The sequence below is a fragment of the Kribbella sp. NBC_01484 genome (assembly GCF_036227145.1).
Taxonomy (GTDB): Bacteria; Actinomycetota; Actinomycetes; order Propionibacteriales; family Kribbellaceae; genus Kribbella.
Map to the genome: position 1 here is coordinate 6,602,207 of NZ_CP109437.1, position 19,522 is coordinate 6,621,728.

At 68.4% G+C, this 19,522-nt stretch carries 16 protein-coding genes; 11 read left to right on the top strand and 5 right to left on the bottom strand.

Annotation, left to right across the window (positions count from 1 at the left end; translation table 11 throughout):
- Positions 1–11 precede the first annotated feature (11 nt).
- Complete coding sequence (locus tag OG555_RS32105) at positions 12–1,208, bottom strand: RNA-guided endonuclease InsQ/TnpB family protein (protein WP_329476293.1); 1,197 nt, start codon at positions 1,206–1,208, stop codon at positions 12–14.
- Between the two features lie 104 nt (positions 1,209–1,312).
- On the opposite strand from OG555_RS32105, the gene OG555_RS32110 reads away from it, so the two are divergent.
- From OG555_RS32110 to OG555_RS32120, 3 genes are read left to right on the top strand one after another with little or no spacing between them, the layout of a single operon-like run.
- Positions 1,313–2,191 carry an ABC transporter permease gene (locus OG555_RS32110; RefSeq protein ID WP_329476294.1) on the top strand — a complete coding sequence of 293 codons (879 nt, stop codon included), beginning with the start codon at positions 1,313–1,315 and terminating at the stop codon, positions 2,189–2,191.
- Positions 2,184–3,002 carry an ABC transporter ATP-binding protein gene (locus tag OG555_RS32115; protein WP_329476295.1) on the top strand — a complete coding sequence of 273 codons (819 nt, stop codon included), beginning with the start codon at positions 2,184–2,186 and terminating at the stop codon, positions 3,000–3,002. Before OG555_RS32110 ends, OG555_RS32115 begins: the two co-directional genes overlap by 8 nt.
- Positions 2,999–3,886: an ABC transporter ATP-binding protein gene (locus OG555_RS32120; RefSeq protein ID WP_329476296.1), complete on the top strand. Its 888-nt coding sequence runs from the start codon at positions 2,999–3,001 to the stop codon at positions 3,884–3,886. The genes OG555_RS32115 and OG555_RS32120 overlap by 4 nt, the downstream gene beginning before the upstream one ends.
- A 560-nt stretch (positions 3,887–4,446) precedes the next feature.
- Here the strand turns inward: OG555_RS32120 and OG555_RS32125 are convergent.
- Positions 4,447–6,480, bottom strand: coding sequence for a phosphocholine-specific phospholipase C (locus tag OG555_RS32125; RefSeq protein ID WP_329476297.1), 2,034 nt, complete (start codon positions 6,478–6,480; stop codon positions 4,447–4,449).
- A 235-nt stretch (positions 6,481–6,715) separates the two neighbouring features.
- On the opposite strand from OG555_RS32125, the gene OG555_RS32130 reads away from it, so the two are divergent.
- From OG555_RS32130 to OG555_RS32150, 5 genes are read left to right on the top strand one after another with little or no spacing between them, the layout of a single operon-like run.
- Positions 6,716–8,956, top strand: coding sequence for a GAF domain-containing protein (locus OG555_RS32130; RefSeq protein ID WP_329476298.1), 2,241 nt, complete (start codon positions 6,716–6,718; stop codon positions 8,954–8,956).
- Positions 8,953–9,336, top strand: coding sequence for a response regulator (locus OG555_RS32135; protein ID WP_329476299.1), 384 nt, complete (start codon positions 8,953–8,955; stop codon positions 9,334–9,336). The genes OG555_RS32130 and OG555_RS32135 overlap by 4 nt, the downstream gene beginning before the upstream one ends.
- Positions 9,333–10,451 carry a response regulator gene (locus OG555_RS32140; RefSeq protein ID WP_329476300.1) on the top strand — a complete coding sequence of 373 codons (1,119 nt, stop codon included), beginning with the start codon at positions 9,333–9,335 and terminating at the stop codon, positions 10,449–10,451. The genes OG555_RS32135 and OG555_RS32140 overlap by 4 nt, the downstream gene beginning before the upstream one ends.
- Positions 10,448–12,040 (top strand): peptide ligase PGM1-related protein, encoded by a 1,593-nt coding sequence (locus OG555_RS32145; protein ID WP_329476301.1) that lies wholly within the window; start codon positions 10,448–10,450, stop codon positions 12,038–12,040. The genes OG555_RS32140 and OG555_RS32145 overlap by 4 nt, the downstream gene beginning before the upstream one ends.
- An 8-nt stretch (positions 12,041–12,048) precedes the next feature.
- Positions 12,049–12,672 (top strand): histone deacetylase, encoded by a 624-nt coding sequence (locus OG555_RS32150; RefSeq protein ID WP_329476302.1) that lies wholly within the window; start codon positions 12,049–12,051, stop codon positions 12,670–12,672.
- Here the strand turns inward: OG555_RS32150 and OG555_RS32155 are convergent.
- Positions 12,662–14,782 (bottom strand): M6 family metalloprotease domain-containing protein, encoded by a 2,121-nt coding sequence (locus tag OG555_RS32155; RefSeq protein WP_329476303.1) that lies wholly within the window; start codon positions 14,780–14,782, stop codon positions 12,662–12,664. The genes OG555_RS32150 and OG555_RS32155 overlap by 11 nt on opposite strands.
- A 192-nt stretch (positions 14,783–14,974) precedes the next feature.
- Here OG555_RS32155 and OG555_RS32160 point away from each other — a divergent pair, with 192 nt between their 5' ends.
- Together OG555_RS32160 and OG555_RS32165 are read left to right on the top strand one after the other, a co-directional pair.
- Positions 14,975–15,880 carry a universal stress protein gene (locus OG555_RS32160; RefSeq protein ID WP_329476304.1) on the top strand — a complete coding sequence of 302 codons (906 nt, stop codon included), beginning with the start codon at positions 14,975–14,977 and terminating at the stop codon, positions 15,878–15,880.
- Positions 15,881–16,036: 156 nt separating this feature from the next.
- Positions 16,037–16,933 carry a hypothetical protein gene (locus tag OG555_RS32165; protein ID WP_329476305.1) on the top strand — a complete coding sequence of 299 codons (897 nt, stop codon included), beginning with the start codon at positions 16,037–16,039 and terminating at the stop codon, positions 16,931–16,933.
- Here OG555_RS32165 and OG555_RS32170 read toward each other — a convergent pair.
- Positions 16,873–17,535: an excalibur calcium-binding domain-containing protein gene (locus tag OG555_RS32170; protein ID WP_329476306.1), complete on the bottom strand. Its 663-nt coding sequence runs from the start codon at positions 17,533–17,535 to the stop codon at positions 16,873–16,875. The two genes, OG555_RS32165 and OG555_RS32170, sit on opposite strands and share 61 nt — an antisense overlap.
- A 174-nt stretch (positions 17,536–17,709) precedes the next feature.
- Here OG555_RS32170 and OG555_RS32175 point away from each other — a divergent pair, with 174 nt between their 5' ends.
- Entirely contained in the window at positions 17,710–18,249 is a 540-nt protein-coding gene (locus OG555_RS32175; protein WP_329476307.1) for a PaaI family thioesterase, read from the top strand.
- On the opposite strand, the gene OG555_RS32180 is transcribed toward OG555_RS32175, so the two are convergent.
- The gene (locus tag OG555_RS32180; protein WP_329476308.1) at positions 18,240–19,502 is read right to left on the bottom strand and encodes an aminotransferase class I/II-fold pyridoxal phosphate-dependent enzyme; all 1,263 of its coding nucleotides are present in this window, start codon (positions 19,500–19,502) and stop codon (positions 18,240–18,242) included. The two genes, OG555_RS32175 and OG555_RS32180, sit on opposite strands and share 10 nt — an antisense overlap.
- Positions 19,503–19,522 lie beyond the last annotated feature (20 nt).

Here is a 19,522-nt window from a genome sequence, read left to right on the forward strand (position 1 = left end):
GATTCCAACTACTACGCGGAGGTAGCGAGTTGAGGTTCACGCTTCGGCGAGACCCGTGCGGACGTCTCTCGGCGTGCGCTGACGGCCCGTCCGGCCGCGATGTTCACTGCAGCGTTCATGTCGGCGTTCGCCCGATGTCCGCAGGCCACGCACCGGAACACCGCTTGGCTCTCGCGGTTTTCCGGTGCGCTATGCCCGCAGACGCTGCAGGTTTGCGACGTGTACGCAGGGTTGACCTTCTCGACGCGTCTGGGTGCCTTGTGCTCCAGACGACGTACCAGGGCGCCCCACCCGTTGGCCAGGATGCCGCGGTTGAGTCCGGCCTTTGCATGGCGCTGGTTATGCAGGTACGCGCCTGGCTGTGCGGGATCGGGCTTGGGTTTGGGGCGTCGGGTCATCGGGGCGATGCGCAGGTCTTCCACGCGGATGATGTCGAATCGCCGCGCGAGGTCGGTGCTGGTCTTCTCGACCCGGTCCTTGCGGCGGTCAGCGGCGCGGGCATGCAGTTTGGTGATCGCGTCTCGGACCCGTCGGTGCCGGTTGGAGCCGCGGCGGCACCGGGCGAGACGGCGCTGCTGCTGCTTCAGCCGGTCCTCCTCACGCCTCGACAGGCCGGGACACGACAGGAGTTCCCCGGTGGAGAGGGCCGCCGAGACAGATACGCCGCGGTCCACGCCGACGATCTCCCCCGTGCCGGGTGCGGGGATCGGCGGAGGGATGACGGCGAACGCGAGGTTCCAGCGACCCGCCCGGTCGCAGGTGATGCGGTACGACTTCGCCTCGGGAATGGCACGGGACAGCCGGAGCCGGACCCAGCCGACCTTCGGCACGTTGACCTTGGCCCACTTCCGGTTGAGCCTGACGATCCGGGATGCCTGGGGACCGACGATGCGGAACCCTTCGTGCCGCCCGGTCTTGCGCCACGTCGGGCGCCTGTGGGTGCGTGCGTGGAAGTTCTTGATGGCCTGGTCGAAGTCTCGCAGGGCCTGCTGTTGGACGGTCTGAGATCCGGATCGCAGCCAGGCGCACGCGGCCCGTGCCGCGGTCAGTTGCCGGCACTGCGCAGGAAAGTCTGGCGTCGGGCCTTTGTCGCGGGTCCACATCGACCACTGCTCGAGCGCCAGGTTCCACACATATCGGGCATGCCCGCACTGCTCCAGCAACGCAGCTTGCTGTGCGGGAGTCGGGTACATCCGGAACCGGGACATGCCACCTACCCAATCAGCCGGGACCGACAGTCCCCGACCTCCGAAGGGAGGCAGTCGCGGGTCCGCCCCGCCCCGAGGGCCGGGGCCTCCCCGCGAGCAACCCGATGAGAAGAGCACTTGCTGCAGTACTACGGACCATCCGGCACAGCAGACGGCTGGCGATCGGGCTGGTCATCCTCGGACTGTTGATCCTGATCGCGCTGTTCAGCCCGCTGATCACCAAGGCCATCGGTGGTGGCCAGGACCCGATCGAGCTGGCGGCGTACGACAAGTGGCTGGTGCCCGGGCCGGACCACCTGCTCGGCACCGACCAGTTCGGGCGGGACGTGTTCGCGATGGTGGTGAAGGCACTCGCGGTGTCTCTCCAGATCGGTGCGATCGCCGGTGTCATCTCGACGGTGATCGGTGTGATCGTGGCGTTCGTCGCCGGGTACAAGGGCGGCTGGATCGACAACGTGCTCTCGACGTTCACCGGGATCCTGCTGGTGATCCCGACGTTCCCGTTGCTGATCGCGCTGTCGGCGTACGCGAAGAGCGTGAGTCTGTTCCAGGTCGGCGTGATGATCTCGATCTTCGCCTGGCCGTTCGCGGCCAAGACGATCCGGTCGCAGGTGCTGAGCCTGCGGACCCGTCCGTACGTCGACCTGGCGCGGGTCAGCAAGGCACGCGACCTGGAGATCATCACCACCGAGCTGCTGCCGAACCTGCTGCCCTTCATCGGCGTCGGGTTCGCGGCGTCGGCGCTCGGCGCGATCTTCGGCCTCGTCGGCCTGGAGATCATCGGCCTCGGGCCGGCCGGCGTGATCGACCTCGGCCAGATCATCTTCAACGCGATCGGCACCGGCGCGCTGACGCTGGGTGCCTGGCCGATGTTCGTCGTGCCGATCGCACTGCTGACCTTGTTGTTCGCGGCGCTGAACATGGTCAACATCGGCCTCGAAGAGGTCTACAACCCGCGACTGAGGGGAGTGGCCGGTGAGTGACTCGGCGAACGTGCTGGAGATCATGGGACTCGAGGTCGCCTACTCGACCAACCGTGGCGACGTGAAGGCGGTCCGCGGGATCGACCTCGACGTACGGCGCGGCGAGATCCTCGGCATCGCCGGGGAGTCGGGCAGCGGCAAGAGCACGCTCGCGGTCGCACTGCTCCGGCTGCTGAAGCCGCCGGGCAAGGTGACCGGTGGGTCGGCGATGTTCCACCCGGCCAGGCGGTCGCCGGTGGACCTGCTCAAGGTGCAGGGCGAGGAGCTCCGGGTGCTGCGGTGGTCGGCCTTGTCGTACCTGCCGCAGGGGTCGATGAGTTCGCTCAACCCGGTGATGCGGGTGCGCGACCAGTTCAAGGACGTGATCCTGGAGCATGCGCCGGGGCGACGCGACTCGCTGTCCGAGTTGATCCCGCGGCTGCTGGGACAGGTCGGGCTGGAGCCGCGGGTCGCCTCGATGTATCCGCACGAGCTGTCCGGTGGGATGAAGCAGCGCGTGCTGATGGCGATCGCGGTCGCGCTCGAACCGGATCTGGTGATCGCGGACGAGCCGACCACCGCGCTCGACGTGACGATCCAGCGGGTGATCCTGCAGTCGCTGGCCGACCTGCGCACCGACTTCGGGGTCACGCTGATGGTGATCTCGCACGACATGGGTGTGCACGCCCAGCTGGCCGACCGGGTCGCGGTGATGTACGACGGCGAGTTGGTCGAGGTCGGCGGCGTACGTCAGGTCTTCAAGAATCCACGGGATCCCTACACCCGGCAGTTGATCGAGTCGATCCCACGACTGGGACGGAGGGCATCGTGACGTTGGAGCTCGAACTTCGTGGCGTACAGCAACGATTCCATGCGCGCGGTGTGGCCGGCGGGTATGTGACCGCGGTGGACGACGTGAGCTTCACGCTCGCCGCGTCGCCGCCGCAGATCGTGAGTCTGGTCGGTCAGAGTGGCAGTGGGAAGAGCACGATCGCGCGGAACGTCCTCGGCCTGCAGAAGCCGACCGCCGGCTCGGTGCGGTACGGCGGGAAGGACATCTTCCGGCTGAGTCGCGCGGAGTACGACGAGTACCGGCGCGACGTCCAGCCGGTGTTCCAGGATCCGTATGCGATCTTCAACCCCTTCTATCGCGTGGATCGCGCGCTGTGGAAGGCGGTGAAGAAGTTCGGGCTGGCCTCCACGCGGTCAGCCGGTCTGGAGCTGATCGAGGAGTCCCTGCGGGCGGTGCGGCTGGAACCGGAGAACGTCCTCGGCCGGTATCCGCATCAACTGTCAGGCGGCCAGCGGCAACGCATCATGCTGGCCCGGGTGCACATGCTGCGTCCGTCGTTCATCATCGCCGACGAGCCCGTGTCGATGCTGGACGCCCAGGTCCGCAAGCACTTCCTGGACATCCTGCTCGACTTCCAGCGCGAGCACGGGATGACCACGCTCTTCATCACCCACGACCTGTCGACCGTCTATTACCTCGGCGGCGAGGTCATGGTCATCACCAAGGGCCAGATCGTCGAACGCGGCCCGGTCTCCACCGTGATGCACGAGCCGTCCCACCCGTACACCGAGCTCCTGCTCGACTCGATCCCGCAACCCGACCCCGACAACCGCTGGACCACCCGCATCCAGGTCGACGAACTGGACCGCGTCGACGACAACACCCCCGCCGACGCCACCAAGCCGGAAGCCCCGATCCTCTGAGCAACCGTTTCACGGGTCAACCCCCGAGCCTGTGGGTTGCCCCCTCGAAATCCCAGGGGGCAACCCACCAGGTGAGGGGTCGACCCCTCAAAGGGGGCTCTACTGCGCGATGTGTTGGGGGGTCTGGTTGGTCGCTGGGCCGGCGAGAGCTCACGGCCACCCGGACCGCCCAGGTGAGCTGAACGCCTCCCCTGCGGCCAGGACCCGTGCTCGGCGCCAGCGATGCGCCCGCCTCCGCCCCCGGCCCAGTCCGGGGAGGGTTTTACCCCCGTGAGAGGACATTTCCCTCCCCAGTCCACCCACCTCCCGGAGCTGGGCACCAGTCCACGGCCGCTCGGAGCGGACCCAACCGATCCACGATCCGAACCCACCTCAGCGGACGCTGAGTCGTGGATCCAGGCGATCAAACCAGCGTGTCGACAACCCCGATCCACGACTCGACGACCGTCCTGCCGTTGACACCTCGCTCCACGACTCGCCAAGACACAACCACGATCCCTGTGCACGCCCGACGACTAAACCCGGGGGGGGGGACGCCACGGCTTGGGGCGAGGGTGCGGTCAGATGGTTTTGATGGCTGGGTCGCTGATGCCGGGGGTGCCGGTTTCGACGTGGCCGGCGAAGCGGCGCAGGTACGACGGCTCCGAGTCGATGGCGACCGAGACGTCGTACCAGCGGCTGGTGGTGGTGATGGTGTGGGTGGTCTTGCCGGGGCGGAGGTCGAGCCGCTTCGGCTTGCCGCCGTACGCGTCGGTGATGGTGAGGCGGCGGGCGGTGTCGGTGGTGAGGGTGAGGTCGACGTTGCCCGTGCGGGTGTTCTCGCGGGCGGTGATCTCCAGGCCGGTGGCGGGCTTGCCTTTGAAGGTGCGGAGGAAGCCGTTCGGGCCGTGCACGGTCAGGTCGTAGATGCCGTTGGAGTAGCTGGTGTTCCAGCTGTCCGCGACGCTCTTACCGGCCTCGGTCGTGTAGGTCCACGGGCCGTCGGTCCGGTTCGCGGACGTGATCAGGAACTGGGCGCCGGCCTGCGCGCCGGAGCTGAAGGTCAGCTTGTACTTGCCTCCGGCAACCACGCCGTCGACGATCGATGCGTAGGGCAACGGCCTGGTACGGCGGCTGCCGCGCTCCTGAACCGGGATCCGGCCGACCGCCGGCGGCGTCGGCACGTAGTCCGGGTGCCGCTTGTCGTCCGGCGGCTCGTAGGCCGAGGTGTCCGGGAGCCGCGCCGGCCGGGTGGCCGTCGTACCGAAGTCTAAGGCCGAGGTGAGGTCACCGCAGATCGCCCGCCGCCACGGCGAGATGTTCGGCTCGTGCACGCCGAACCGCTGCTCCATGAACCGGATGATCGAGGTGTGGTCGAACACCTCCGAGCACGTGTAGCCACCGGTGCTCCAGGGCGACACGACCAGCATCGGCACGCGCTGACCCAGACCGTACGGGCCCGGGGCGACCTTGGTCCCGGTGTACAGGTCGGGCCCGACGTCGACGGTCGACAGGCCCTGCGCCGCGGACATCGGCGGGTATGGCGGTACGGCGTGATCGAAGAAGCCGTCGTTCTCGTCGTACGTGATGAACAGCGCGGTCTTGCTCCAGACCTCGGGGTTCGAGGTGAGGGCGTCGAGGACCTGGGAGATGTACCAGGCGCCGTAGTTGGCCGGCCAGTTCGGGTGCTCGGTGAAGGCCTCCGGCGCGGCGATCCAGGAGATCTTCGGCAGGCGGTTGCGCTTCACGTCGGCGGTCAGCTGGGCGAACAGGCTCTCGCCGGCCTTCGCGTTCGTGCCGGTGCGGGCCCTGTCGTACAAGGGATTCCCCGCCTGGGCGTTGCGGTAAGTGTTGAAGTACAGCAGCGAGTTGTCGCCGTAGTTGCCGCGGTAGGCGTCGTCGATCCAGCCCCAGCCGCCGGCGGCGTCCAGGCCGTCGCCGATGTCCTGGTAGATCTTCCACGAGACGCCGGCCTGCTCGAGCCGCTCCGGGTACGTCGTCCAACCGTAGCCGGCCTCGTCGTTACCCAGGACCGGGCCGCCGCCGGTGCCGTCGTTGCCCGTGTAACCGGTCCACATGTAGTACCGGTTCGGGTCGGTCGAACCCATGAACGAGCAGTGGTAGGCGTCGCACACGGTGAACCTGTCCGCGAGCGCGTAGTGGAACGGGATGTCCTCGCGGGTCAGGTACGCCATCGTGGTCGAGCTCTTCGCCGGGATCCACTGATCGTACTTGCCGTTGTTGTGCGCCTGGTGCGCGTCGGGCCAGCTGTGCGCGAGGTCCTGGATGAACTGCAGGCCGAGGTTGTCCGCCTCCGGCCGGAACGGCAGGATCTCCCGGCCGGCGGCGTCCTTCTGATGCCATACCGGCTGACCGCTCGGCAAGGCGACCGGCCGCGGGTCACCGAAGCCGCGGACACCGTTGAGGGTGCCGAAGTAGTGGTCGAACGATCGGTTCTCCTGCATCAGTACGACGATGTGCTCGACGTCCTTGATGTCGCCGAACCGGCGATAGGCCGGGATCGCGGCGGCCTGCTCGATACTGTTCGTCATGGCGGCGAACGCGGCCGATGCTCCCGCGAGTTGCAGGAACCTCCGGCGGTTGATGTCTGGCATACGGGTCTCCTGACGGGCGGTGGGGCGGATGGAGTCTGGAACACCAGGACTGCGTCGCGGGCACCCTAGTCTGAACGATTAACACCCGGAAGATGAACTCTGCTGTCCATTCCCGGTGATCTTCAAACTGTTCCGAACGCCGCATCCGTAGTTCGATCACCGGCAGCGATTGCTCTCCGCGACGTTCGGCGGGAGACTGGACTAGCGCGCGGCCTGGGGGTTGGGGGAGGCTGCGATGGGCGGGCCGGCGCTCGCTGGGGGCGCCGCAACAGAGGTGGAGCGGCAGCGGCTCCAAGGGCAGCTCGCGGCCTTGACCGACCAGTTCGCCGCCGCCAACGAAGTACTCTCCGCGGTCGGCCGCTCGGCCGGCGACCCGGACGCCGTCCTCACTACCATCGTCGAGAGCGTGCGCCGGCTCTGCCGCTCGCAGGCGGCCCAGCTCTACCTGTTGGAGGACGGCTACTACCGGCTGTCCAAGGCGGTCGGCATGTCGGCGGAGTCGATCCGCTACCTCACCGAGCATCCGCCCGCGATGGATCGTGGCTCGCTGGTCGGTCGGGCCGGTCTCGATCGCACCACTCAGCAGATTCCCGACGTACTGGCCGATCCGGACTACAACCGTCGGGACCTGCAGCGGCTGTCCGGATTCCGCACCACGATGGGCGCGCCGATGCTCGTCGACGACGAGGTGGTCGGCGCGCTGGTGGTCTGGCGCAACGAGGTCAGTCCGTTCGACCAGCGCGAGCGGGATCTGGTGACCGCGTTCGCCGGGCAGGCGGCGATGGCGGTGAACAGCGTGAAGCTCGTGCAGCAGCTCGAGGCGCGCGGCGCCGAACTCGCCCGCAAGGTCGGTGAGCTGGAGGCGCTGCGCGAGGTCGGCGAGGCGGTGACGTCCAGCCTCGACGTGTCCAAGGTGCTGGCGACGATCGCCAAACACGCGGTCCGGATCTCCGCCACCGACGGCGGTTCGATCATGGAGTACGACGAGGTCCAGCGACAGTTCCTGGTCCGCAGCGTCTACCGGACCGACCAGAGTGTGATCGAGCGGCTGCGGGCGACCCGGATCCATCTCGACGAAACGCTGGTCGGTCGTGCGGCCAAGCTGGGCCGGCCGCTGGCGGTGCCCGACCTCAGTACCGCGGAACGCGATCCACATCTCGCGGTGCTGTACGAGGCCGGCTGGCGTTCGCTGGTCGCCGTACCACTGCTCCGGGAGGGGCAGATCGTCGGTTCGCTGGTGGTCCGGCGGAAGCGACCCGGGGAGTTCTCGGCGGAGACGCTCGCGCTCCTGGAGATGTTCGCGGACCAGTCGACGCTCGCGCTCCTGAACGCGCAGCTGTACCGAGAGCTCAAGCAGAGCAGTGCGGAGCTGGAGGTGGCCAGCCGGCACAAGTCCGAGTTCCTGGCCAGCATGTCGCACGAGCTTCGGACGCCGCTCAACGCCGTCCTCGGCTTCTCCGAAGTCCTGCTGGAGCGGATGTTCGGGGACCTCAACGAGCGGCAGGAGGAATACCTGCGCGACATCCACGGCTCGGGCAAGCACCTGCTCGAGTTGCTGAACGAGATCCTCGACCTGTCCAAGGTCGAGGCCGGCCGGATGGAGCTGGAGTACACGACGTTCCCGCTGCGCCGGTTGCTCGACAACACCGCGGCGATGCTGCGCGAGCGGGCCACCCTGCACGGCATCGACCTGCGGGTCGAGGTCGGGCCCGACATCGACGAGGTGTACGCCGACGAGCTGCGGCTGAAGCAGGTCGTGCTGAACCTGATGACCAACGCGGTGAAGTTCACCGGCGACGGCGGCTCGGTGGTGGTCAGCGCGACCCGGTCCGGGGCCGAGGTCCACATCGCGGTCACCGACACCGGTCGCGGCGTACCGCCGGAGGACCGGGAGCGGATCTTCGAGTCGTTCCAGCAGGGCGGTCGCGGTCCGTCGCAGGAAGAGGGCACCGGTCTCGGGCTGACGTTGTCGCGGCGGATCGTGGAGCTGCTCGGCGGCCGGATGTGGTTGGAGAGCGAGGTCGGGGTCGGCAGCACGTTCGGATTCTCCTTACGCAGCAGGGAGAACGTGGATCGGCCGGACCCGGCCCGGACCGTCGGCGACGTCGTGGTGATCGAGGACGACCGGCCATCGCTCGACCTGATCACGGCCTATCTGTCCGGCGCGGCTCTGCAGGTCACGGTCGCCGCCGACGGTCAGTCCGGGCTGGACGCGGTCCGGCGAGTCCGGCCGGCCGCCGTGCTGCTGGATATCCGGCTGCCGGGAATCGACGGGTGGGCCGTGCTGCAGGCCTTGAAGGCCGAGGCGGCCACCCGCGACATCCCGGTGATCATCGTGTCGATCGTCGAGGAACGGGCTCGGGGCGCGGCGCTCGGGGCCGCCGCGTATCTGGTCAAGCCGGTCAGTCGGGACGCGTTGTTGCAGGCACTGCGATCGGTCGGCGTGGTGGCCGGCCTCGAGGGGGAGAATCGATGAATCCGGGCCGGATCCTGGTGGTGGAAGACAATCCGAAGAACCTCAAGCTGGTACGGGACGTGCTGAGATTCTCCGGGTACGAGGTGATCGAGGCGACCTCGGGTGAGGACGGGGTCCGGCTCGCGGCTTCCGAGCATCCCGACCTGATCCTGATGGACCCGCAGCTGCCCGGCATCGACGGTGCCGAGGCGTTGCGCCGGATCCGGGCCGGCGAGCAGACCCGCGCCGTACCGGTGGTCGCGGTGACGGCGTTCGCGATGGACCACGATCGGCAGCGCGCCTTCGACTCCGGCTTCACCGGGTACGTCGAGAAGCCGATCAGCGTGCGCCGGTTACCGCAGCAGGTCAGGGACTTCCTCAGATTGGGCGGTGCGACATGACGAAGGTGCTCGTGGTCGACGACCAGCCACCGAACGTCCGGCTGCTGGAGGCCATCCTCAGTCCGCGCGGGTACGACGTACTGACCGCGTCGTCGGGTGAGCAGGCGCTGGAGCTGATCGATGCCGAGGACATCGATCTCGTCCTGCTCGACATCCTGATGCCGGGGATGGACGGGTACGAGGTGTGCCGGCGGATCCGGGACCAGGTGGACACGGCGTACCTGCCGGTCGTGATGGTGACGGCCAGTGGCGACGAGCAGAAGGTGAAGGCGCTCGAGGCCGGGGCGGACGACTTCCTCACCAAGCCGGTCAACCAGAGCGAACTGCTCGCCCGGGTGGCGTCGCTGGCCCGGATCAAGCGGTACCAGGACACGATCAAACGGCAGGCTGCCGAGCTGACCGCGTGGAACCAGGAACTGGAGACGCGGGTCGAGGGCCAGGTGTCGCAGCTGCAGCGGATGGGCCGGCTACGCCGGTTCCTCAGCCCGCAGCTGGCCGAGCTGATCGTGGACTCCGGGGACGAGTCGTTCCTGGCCAGCCACCGGCGCGAGATCGTCGTGGTCTTCTGCGACCTGCGCGGCTTCACCACGTTCGCGGAGGCGAGCGAGCCGGAGGAGGTGATGGGCGTGCTGGAGGAGTACCACCACGCGCTCGGCGACCTGATCTTCCGGTTCGAGGGCACGCTGGAACGCTTCGCGGGCGACGGCCTGATGGTGTTCTTCAACGATCCGGTGCGCTGCGAGGACGGCCCGTTGCGGGCGCTGCGGATGAGCGTCGCGATGCGGACCCGGGTCCGCGGACTGGCCGAGACCTGGGGCCGGCATGGGCATGACCTCGGCCTCGGGATCGGGGTCGCCCAGGGCTACGCGACGCTCGGCACGATCGGGTTCGACGGACGGCTCGACTACGCGGCGATCGGGAGCGTGACCAACCTGGCCTCGCGGTTGTGCGACGTCGCCGAACCTTGGCAGATCCTGGCCACCGAACGCGTCTACAGCGCCGCCGATGGCGCGGTCATCGGCGAGGACGCCGGACTCCGCGAGGTCCGTGGTTTCAGCCGGACCGTGCATGCCTACAGCATTCGTGGTCTCGACAACTCCCGGATCGCATCATGACCGGCGACCTGTGGACCGCTCCGGGCGAGGCGGCCCGTCGACTGTCCGCCATGACCGAGGACGAGCGGTACCACTACTTCGACCAGTTGCAGTCGCGGCTGGTCGGGGTGTGGGAGGCCATCGGACTCAACTACAGCGACGAGTCGGTGGTCGTCGTACCGTCCCTCACGCTGGACCGGACCGAGGCCATCGGCACCGGGACGATGATGCAGGCCTACGAGGAACGGTTCCTGTTCCTCCTGATCCTGCTGCGGGAACCGCGGCTGCGGATGATCTACGTGACGTCGCTGCCGATCACGCCCGAGATCGTCGAGTACTACCTGGCGCTGCTGCCCGGGGTGATCCCGAGCCACGCCCGCGCCCGACTGTCGCTGATCGCGGTAAACGACGCCAGGCCCATCTCGCTCAGCGAGAAGCTGCTGGCCCGGCCGCGGCTGCTCCAGCGGATCGCGGACCTGATCCCGAACCGGATGCGCTCGCATCTGATTCCCTACAACACGACCGAGCTCGAGCGGGATGTCGCGATCAGTCTCGGTATCCCGATGTACGCCGCCGATCCGCGGCTGGCCCCGCTGGGTTCGAAGTCCGGGTGCCGCCGGATGTTCGCGGAGGTCGGCGTACCGCACCCGCTCGGCGCGGAGAACCTGCACACGCTCGACGACCTCGCCGACGCGCTGCTCGCGATGCGGGCCGAGCGGCCGGCGATGGACAGCGCGATCGTGAAGCTCAACGAAGGCGTGTCCGGCGAGGGCAACGCGGTGGTGCGGTTGAAAGGCCTACCGGCGTCGGGCTCGGCGGGGGAGCGGGACGAAGTGCTCGAACGACTCCGATCGATGGAGCTGGAGTCCGAGAAGATGTCGTTCGAGACGTACATCGCCAAGTTCGCCGAGAACGCCGGGATCGTCGAGGAACGGATCGTCGGTACCGATCTGGAAAGCCCGAGTGTCCAGCTGCGCGTGCTGCCCGGTGGCGAGGTCGAGCTGCTGTCGACGCACGACCAGTTGCTCGGCGGGGCGAGCGGTCAGAGCTACCTGGGGTGCGTGTTCCCGGCGGCGCCGGAGTACGCGCGGCTCATCACCGAACATGCCGCGACGATCGGGCGGCGGCTGGCGAGCGAGGGTGCGCTTGGGCGATTCGCGATCGACTTCGTCGTGGTCAAGGACGCGGCCGGCGGCTGGACGCCGTACGCGATCGAACTGAACCTGCGCAAGGGCGGGACGACCCATCCGTTCCTCACCCTGCAGTTCCTGACCGACGGCCGCTACGACCCGCGGACCGCACTCTTCCTGACGCCGGGAGGTGACGAGAAACATCTGGTCGCGACCGACCACCTCGAGTCGGAACTGCTGACCGGCCTGACGCCGGCGGACCTGTTCGACATCGTGGCGCGGAACAAGTTGCACTTCGACCAGTCCCGGCAGGTCGGCGTGGTGTTCCACATGATCAGCTGCCTGACCGAGAAGGGCCGGCTGGGCCTGACGGCCGTGGGCAACACGCCGGCCGACGCGGATCGCCGGTACCGTGATGCTTCCCGCATTGTGCTGGCGGAGGCCGAGCAGGCCTTCGTCGAACGTCCGCTCCCGGTCTGAGAGGTTCGATGCAGCGAGTTTGGTACGTCGCCTACGGTTCCAACCTCGCGCTCGACCGATTCCGCTGCTACCTGGCCGGCGGCCGCCCCGCCGGCGGCGCCCGCGTGTACGTCGGCTGCCGCGACCACAGCGACCCGGGGCGGATCGTCGGCGTCCAGATACCCGGCGGGCTCGTCTTCGCCGGCGAGTCGCGAGTCTGGGGCGGCGGTTCGGCCTTCTACGACCTCGCCGCCCCACGCCAGGTCGCCGGCCGCGCCTACCTGCTGACTGCCGACCAGCTCGGCGACGTCGCGGCTCAAGAGATGCGCCGAGAACCAGGCGGCGAGTTCGCCCGCGACCTGGCCGCCCTGCTGCCGGACGTCGACGCGGTCCACACGATGGGCCCCGGCCGCTACGAAACCGTGGTGCGCCTGGGCGACCACGACGGCCTTCCCATGTTCACCGTCACCCACGACACAGTCGCCGACCTCGAGCCGGCCGCGCCCACAGCGCCGTACCTCCGCTGGATCGCCGCTGGCCTGACTGAAGCCCACGGCTGGAACACGCAGCAGGTCGTGGAATACCTGCAGGTCGCGCCGGGCATCCAGAAAGCCTGGACGCCCGCCGCGCTGACGGACCTGCTTACCGCTTGACGGCCACGCAGGTCGCGGTGGAGTGCTTTGACGGGTCGCTTTCGGAGGTGGCGGTGAGGGTGATCTTGGCGAGGGGGGTGGTGCCGGGCTTGGTGTAGACGGGGACGGTGACCTGTTGGCCGGCGTTGGCGGTGGTCAGGGCGTTGGGGAGAGCGATTGACCAGTCCTTGCCGTTCACCTCGGCGGAGACGCGGTAGACGTCGCCCTTCAGGTACGGCGTGATGTCCTCGGGGTGCTCGGAGACGGTGCCGGCCGTGCCGGTGTTGGTGAGTGAGAAGTTGCAGGTCTGGACACCGTTGGACGCCGGCTTGGCGACGGTCGGCAGGACGCGGACGCCACGCTTCTGGGCGCCGGAGCCGTCCAGCGAGCGGACCGCGACCGTGTAGGACAGCACGCCCGCGCGGTCCCGGTGCACGTTGGTGATGTAGAAGTGCAGCCGGTTGGCGGTGTCGGTGTACTCGTACTCGCTGCCCGAGTTCGTGCCGGCGTGGAACAGCGCGTCCGACAGTTGGCGGTAGTCGCCGATCGTGATCGGGACCTTGGTGCCGTCCGGCAGCACGTAGTCGGTCATGTTGATGTCCTGCGGGTTGGCGTCGACGACCCACTCGAACGGCGCCTGATCCTGGTTCTTGGTCTTCGCCAGCAGTACGCCGGAATCGGGCGTGAACGAGTCCGTGCCCATCCGGTCCACCACCTCGACCGTGTAGTTCTGGTACCCGCGCCCGTCACACAGCGGGTCCGTGTTCACATCACAAGGCGGCGCCAGATCGCCCGTACCGCCGAGCTGGATGTTGATCCCGGACAAGCCCGTCGACCCAGGTTGCGCGGTCCGCGCGGTGACGTTCGCGATCACCACGCCCGACGTCGCCAGCGCCTCCCGCGACAACCGCAGCACGTTCTGCTCGTCGACCATCTGCAGCTTGATCTTGTTGCGCAGCATGTGCTGCGCGCCCATCGAGGCTCCGCCGGTCGCCGGGATCATCCACCGGCTGTGTGGTCCGCCGGGTCCGTTGAAGCTGCCCCGGCTGAGCATCTCCCAGATCCCGGTATACGCGCGCCGGGCGGGAACGCCGTACGGATTGTTGTAGTTGTCGCCGATGCCCAGGATGTGGCTGAACTCGTGGGCGAACACGGCCATGCCCGAACTCTCCGCCTGGGTCGACGAACCACCGCCGGCGTTCGGCCAGATCGACGCTCCCGCGGCCCACGAGGTCCAGTCGACGTAGCGGGTGTTCGACCAGTTCGGCAGGCTCGGGTCCGGCGGCCCGAAGTCGTCGGTGACGTCCTCCTTGGTCGGGAACTTCATCATCCCGAACTCCTGCCAGGTGGACGACTCGTCCTGGCCGGCACTCAGGAAGAACACGAAATCGAACCCGGCCGGTACGTCGGAACCCTGATCGGCCACCCACGCCGCGCGACCGTCGGTGCGGATGTTCTTCGTGCAGTTGTCACCGGCCGGGCAGGCGGTGCCACCCTGGAACTCCATCGCGTACTCGTGCGACTTGCCGGGCATCCGGTACGGGCCGAACGCGGTCAGGTCGACGCCGTACCGGCCGCCGGAGTCCTCCATCCAGTACTCGTGCAGGGTGTGGCCGCGGTTCAGCGCGTTGGGCGTGTTGAGGAAGTTCTTGTAGAACTCGCCGACCTGGTCCCGCGGTACGCCGTTCGCCTCGGCACTCGGGTTGCCGAACACGGTCGAGCCCTTGGACTTGGTGATGACGAAGTCCTGGTTCGGATAGTCGAGCAGCACGAGCGCACCCTTGAACGTCCGGACCGAGCCCTTCGTCGCCGGGTTCGCCCAGTCGGTCCCGGGCGGCTTGACGTAGTCGCTCCAGGTCATGTGGTCCGGGTTCTCCCAGTTCTGCGGGTCGATCGGACCCGGCAGACCCTGGGAGGTGGTGGCGGCGATCCGCTGGTCCTGGCCCGACTCCTGCCACGGCTGCTTCTGCGGCCAGTGCGGATACTGCCAGGCATTCACGGGATCCGGGGGAGCGGCCGCCGCGTCGGTGGTCGCGGGAGCAGGTGCGGTCAGGGCCACGCCTGCGACGGCTGCGGCGCCGAGCACGGCGGCCAGCCGTACGGCGAAACGGGACTTCCGGAGGTTGGGCACGGGCGGTGTCCGATCGACGAGGGCGGATAACGGATCGGGATTTTGCCCGTCAGCATGCCCTTTTCACGGGCTGCCGACACGGCGGTTTTCCCCTGCGTCACCGAGCCCGGCGTTTTCCGCAACCATCGAGCCCGGGGGGTGGAATCGGCGCGGGGCAGGCGGACAATCACAGCATCGGGAAAGGGGCCGGAGATGGCCGACGACGTGATCATCGTGGGAATCGACGCCGCGTGGCAGCGCAGCAAGGCACTCGACTGGGGGGTGACCGAGGCGCTGCTGCGGGAGTTGCCGCTGCGTGCGATCCACAGCGTCGAGGAGCCGAGGCGCTACAGCGACGCCCACGCTCCGGTGCGGCTCGACGGGGAATCGGTCGTCCCGGTGAGGATCGACAAGGCGGCGGCCCGGGTGGTCGACGAAGTGCGCCCGTACCTGGCGGGACTCGACACCGAGCTGGACTTTGGCGTCGACCTGCGCGTCGGGAAGCCGGATGACGTGCTGGTCGACCTCAGTGCGACCGCGACGATGCTGGTGCTCGGCCGGCGCGGGCACGGCGTCTTCGCCGACCTGCTGATCGGCTCCACCTCCGACGCGGTCGGCAACCGCGGCCGCGGCCCGGTGGTTGTCGTACCGAGCGGCTGGCTGCAGCAGGAGCATCGCACCGCCCCGGTCCTGGTCGGCGTCGACTGGATCCAGTCCGAGCCCGACCAGCCGGCCATCGAGTTCGCCGCGGACCACGCCGCCGCGCACGGCGTACAGCTCACCCTCGTCCTGGTCTGGGACTTCCCCTGGGAGGTCGCCACCGACCAGCCCGCCTCCGCCGAAGATATCGACCAGTGGCACGACATGGCTGATGCCCGCGGCGCCGAACTCGTCGAGGAGTGGCGCGCCAAACGCCCCGGCCTCGAGATCACCCATGACGTCCACCAGGGCCACCCTGTCGAAGGCCTCCTCGCCGCCGCCGAGGACTTGAACCCCCAACTCCTCGCCGTCGGCGGCCGCCCTCGCTCCCGCCTCGCCGAACACCTCCTGGGCTCCACCGCCCGAGGCGTCCTGCACCACACCACCCACCCCATCGCCATAGTCCACCAACGCCCGTAGGTGCCGTCGTAGCCGACGACCGAACGTTGGTCAACTGTCCGAACTGGCGCGAGGGGCCGCCGGCTGACACGCCCGGAGGCCCGCACGGCATGCCGGGTGGCCACGGCGAGCGCATACTGCGAGATGTAGGGGGAGCTCGTATCAGGGGGGCCGACGATGCCTGTGCCCGGTGGTTACTCCATCAAGACTTATCGCTATCTGCGGATGGCGATGATCGCCATGATCGTCCTGCTCGGCGCATCGCTGGTGATCGAGTGGTCGAAGACCGATCCGCACTGCCTGCAGAACTCGATCAGTGCCTACTACTACACGCCGGTACGCGCGATCTTCGTCGGCTCGCTGATCACCATCGGCGTGTGCATGGTGGTGCTGAAAGGCAACACCGAGCCGGAGGACATCCTGCTCAACGTGGCCGGCATCCTCGCGCCCGGTGTCGCGCTGGTCCCGACGCCGGGGCGGGGCACCTGCCACTCGGTGCCGGTGGACCTCGGCGATGCGGCGGCGAACGTCTCGAACAACATGCTCGCGTTGTTCATCATCGCCGTACCGTGCCTGGTCGTCGCCGCGATCTTCATCATCCGCGATCGCATCCAGCACCCGAACCAGTGGACGTGGATGTACGTGGTCGGTCTGGCCGTGTCGACGCTGATCTTCGGTGGTGGGCTCGTGTGGTTCTTCGTCGACCGCGAGGGTTTCATCGACAACGCGCACTATGCGGCCGCGATCACGATGTTCGTGTGCATCGTCGCCGTGGTCCTGCTGAATGCCGAGCAGTTCCGGCGCAAGCAGCGCAAGCACGCGGTCCCGCACTCGCCGGCGAACCGGTACTCGGTGATCGCGCTGCTGATGGTGATCGCGCCGCTCGTGATGGTCGGTTGGAAGGCGCTCTTCGGCTGGCAGCACGCCGTCCTGTGGATCGAGGGCACACTGATCCTGCTGTTCGCCGCCTTCTGGGTGAGTCAGACCCAGGAACTGTGGAACGACGGCATCCGTCAGGAATTGCCGCGGTCACAGGCGACGCCGTCGCCGTTGCGATCCAGTTCGGTCGAGTAGCCGGGGTCGCCCCGGTGGAGCGGTGCCTTACCGGCGGCGCGCACCTCGGCACAGTTCTTGTAGACCACGGTCGTGGTGGTGGCCTGGGGCGCGGTCGGCTCGGTGGTCGGCACCGGCTCGGTCGATGTGGGCGCCGGCTCCGATGGTTGCGTCTGCGTCGGCGTAGGGCTCGGTGCCTGCGTCGGCGTCGGAGTCTCGGTCGGCGTCCGGGTCGGTTCGTGCGTTGGCTCGGTGGTCGGTGCTGTCGTCGGCGCCTCGGTCTGTGATGCGGTCGGCGTACTCCCCGGCGCCGGAGTTGTCCCGGCCTCGCTCGTCGCTGCGCGAGTGGGCGCCGTACTGGCCGACTCGCCGCCGGCGAACGGGTTGAACAGCACCAAGGCGATCAGCGCGAGCGGGATCGCCGCGATCGCGCCGACCTTGGCCATGCTCGTGCCGCCGAACCGGCCCAGCGGACCGCGCACGGCGTCGCCGTTCTCGTCGACCCAGAACGCCCAGCCGTCCGGCGCGGGCGGCCATGTCTTCGCGGGCCGCCAACGTTTCGGTGGTCGCCACCGCGCCGTCGGCGGATCGGGCCAACCAGGCGGTGCATTGAACTGCCTCACTCCCAACCTCCCCAGTGCGTGCAGCAGCCTAGCGACAGCACGCAGAGAGGGAAGGCCGGGGCCAGGAATCCGCTGTGTTTCATGCGTTTGACCGCTGTTCCCACGGAGGTGGGCCGACGTAGTGAGGGCTAAGTCTCGTTGACAGACCCAGCGGGGTGATGTGAGGCTCGGTGCATGACTGAGACGCAGGAGCAGGCGCCCGGGGTGGCGGACGACTCGACGAGCCGCAGCCGGACCTTCTCGTGGACGGACCCGGCGCTGACGGCGGCGCGGATCGGGAGCACCCCGGGCCTGGAGATGCTGCGGGCGATGCAGGGCGGGGAGATCCCGGCGCCACCGATCCTGCAGCTGGTCGGCGCGACCGGGTTGGAGGCGGAGGAGGGGCGCGTGACGGTGTTCATGCCGGCGGCCGAGTTCCACTACAACCCGCTCGGCACGGTCCACGGCGGGATCATCGCGACACTCCTCGACACCGCGGCCGGCTGCACCGTGCACTCGACTCTGCCGGCCGGCGTCGGCTACACGTCCCTCGACCTGATGACCCGGTTCATCAAGCCGGTCACCACCAAGTCAGGTCTGCTCCGCTGCGAAGGCACCATCATCAACCGAGGCCGCCGTACCGCGGTCGCCGAAGCCCGCTTGTTCGACGAACGCGGCACGCTGCTGGCCCAGGCGACTTCTACGTGCCTGATCTTCGAGGTGCCTCAGGCCTGATCGGCGAGCAGCTTCTCGGTGGCTACCAGGCGGACGCAGGTGGCGAGGCCGGTGATGGCGGCTTCCACCTCGGGGAGTTCGGGGTAGGTGGGGGCGATGCGGATGGTCTGGTCGGTGGGGTCGGCGCCGTACGGGTGGGTGGCGCCGGCCGGGGTGATGGCGATGCCGGCCGCCTTGGCCTTGGCGACGACCTCGCGCGCGCAACCCTCCGGCACCTGCAGGCTGATGAAGTAGCCGCCGGCCGGGTTGGTCCACGAGGCCAGGCCGGTACCGCCGAGCTCGGCGGTGAGGATCTTGTCGACCACGTCGAACTTGGGCCGGATCAGCTCGGCCAGCGTCCGCATGTGCGCGTGCAGCCCGTCGGCGTCGCGGAGGAACTGAACGTGCCGCAGCTGGTTGATCTTGTCCGGACCGATGCTCCGCTTCACCGTGTGGCTCAGCCACCACTCGAGGTTGGCCGCTGACGATCCGAAGAATGCGACGCCGGCGCCGGCGAAGGTGATCTTCGAGCTGGAGCCGAACACGAAGGCCCGATCCGGGTGACCGTTCTCGGCGCACAGCGCGAGTACGTCGGCGATCGCCGCGGGCGAGTCGGTCAGGTGATGGACGGCGTACGCGTTGTCCCAGAAGATGCGGAAGTCCGGTGCCGCCGTCTCCATCGCGGCGAGCCGGCGGACGGTCTCGTCGGAGTAGACAGTGCCGTCCGGGTTGCTGTACTTCGGCACGCACCAGATGCCCTTGATCCGCGCGTCCTCGGCGACGAGCCGCTCGACGACGTCCATGTCGGGTCCGTCGGCAGTCATCGGCACCGGGATCATCCGGATCCCGAACCGCTCGCAGATCCCGAAATGCCGGTCGTACCCCGGCACCGGGCACAGGAACGCGAGCCCGTCGACGTCGGCCCACCGCTGCTCGGCCCCCGGCACCTTCCCGAGCAGCGCGAACACGACGGCGTCGTGCATCAGTTCGAGGCTCGAGTTCCCCGCGGCCAGCAACTGCTCGACCGGCACCTGCAGATCCTCGGCGAAGATCGCGCGCAACTCCGGCAGCCCGTTCAGCCCACCGTAGTTCCGCAGGTCGGTCCCATCGGCCGCGACCGGATCCCCCTCCAGCCCCAGCACTCCATTCGCCGTATCCAGCTGCTTCGGCGAAGGCTTCCCGCGGGTGAGATCGAGCTTCAGCCCCTTCGCCACCAACGCCTCATAGTCCTGCCGGGCACGGTCACGCTGGGCGGTCAACTCTTCGACACTCACGGGGGAGTCCTTTCACGGTG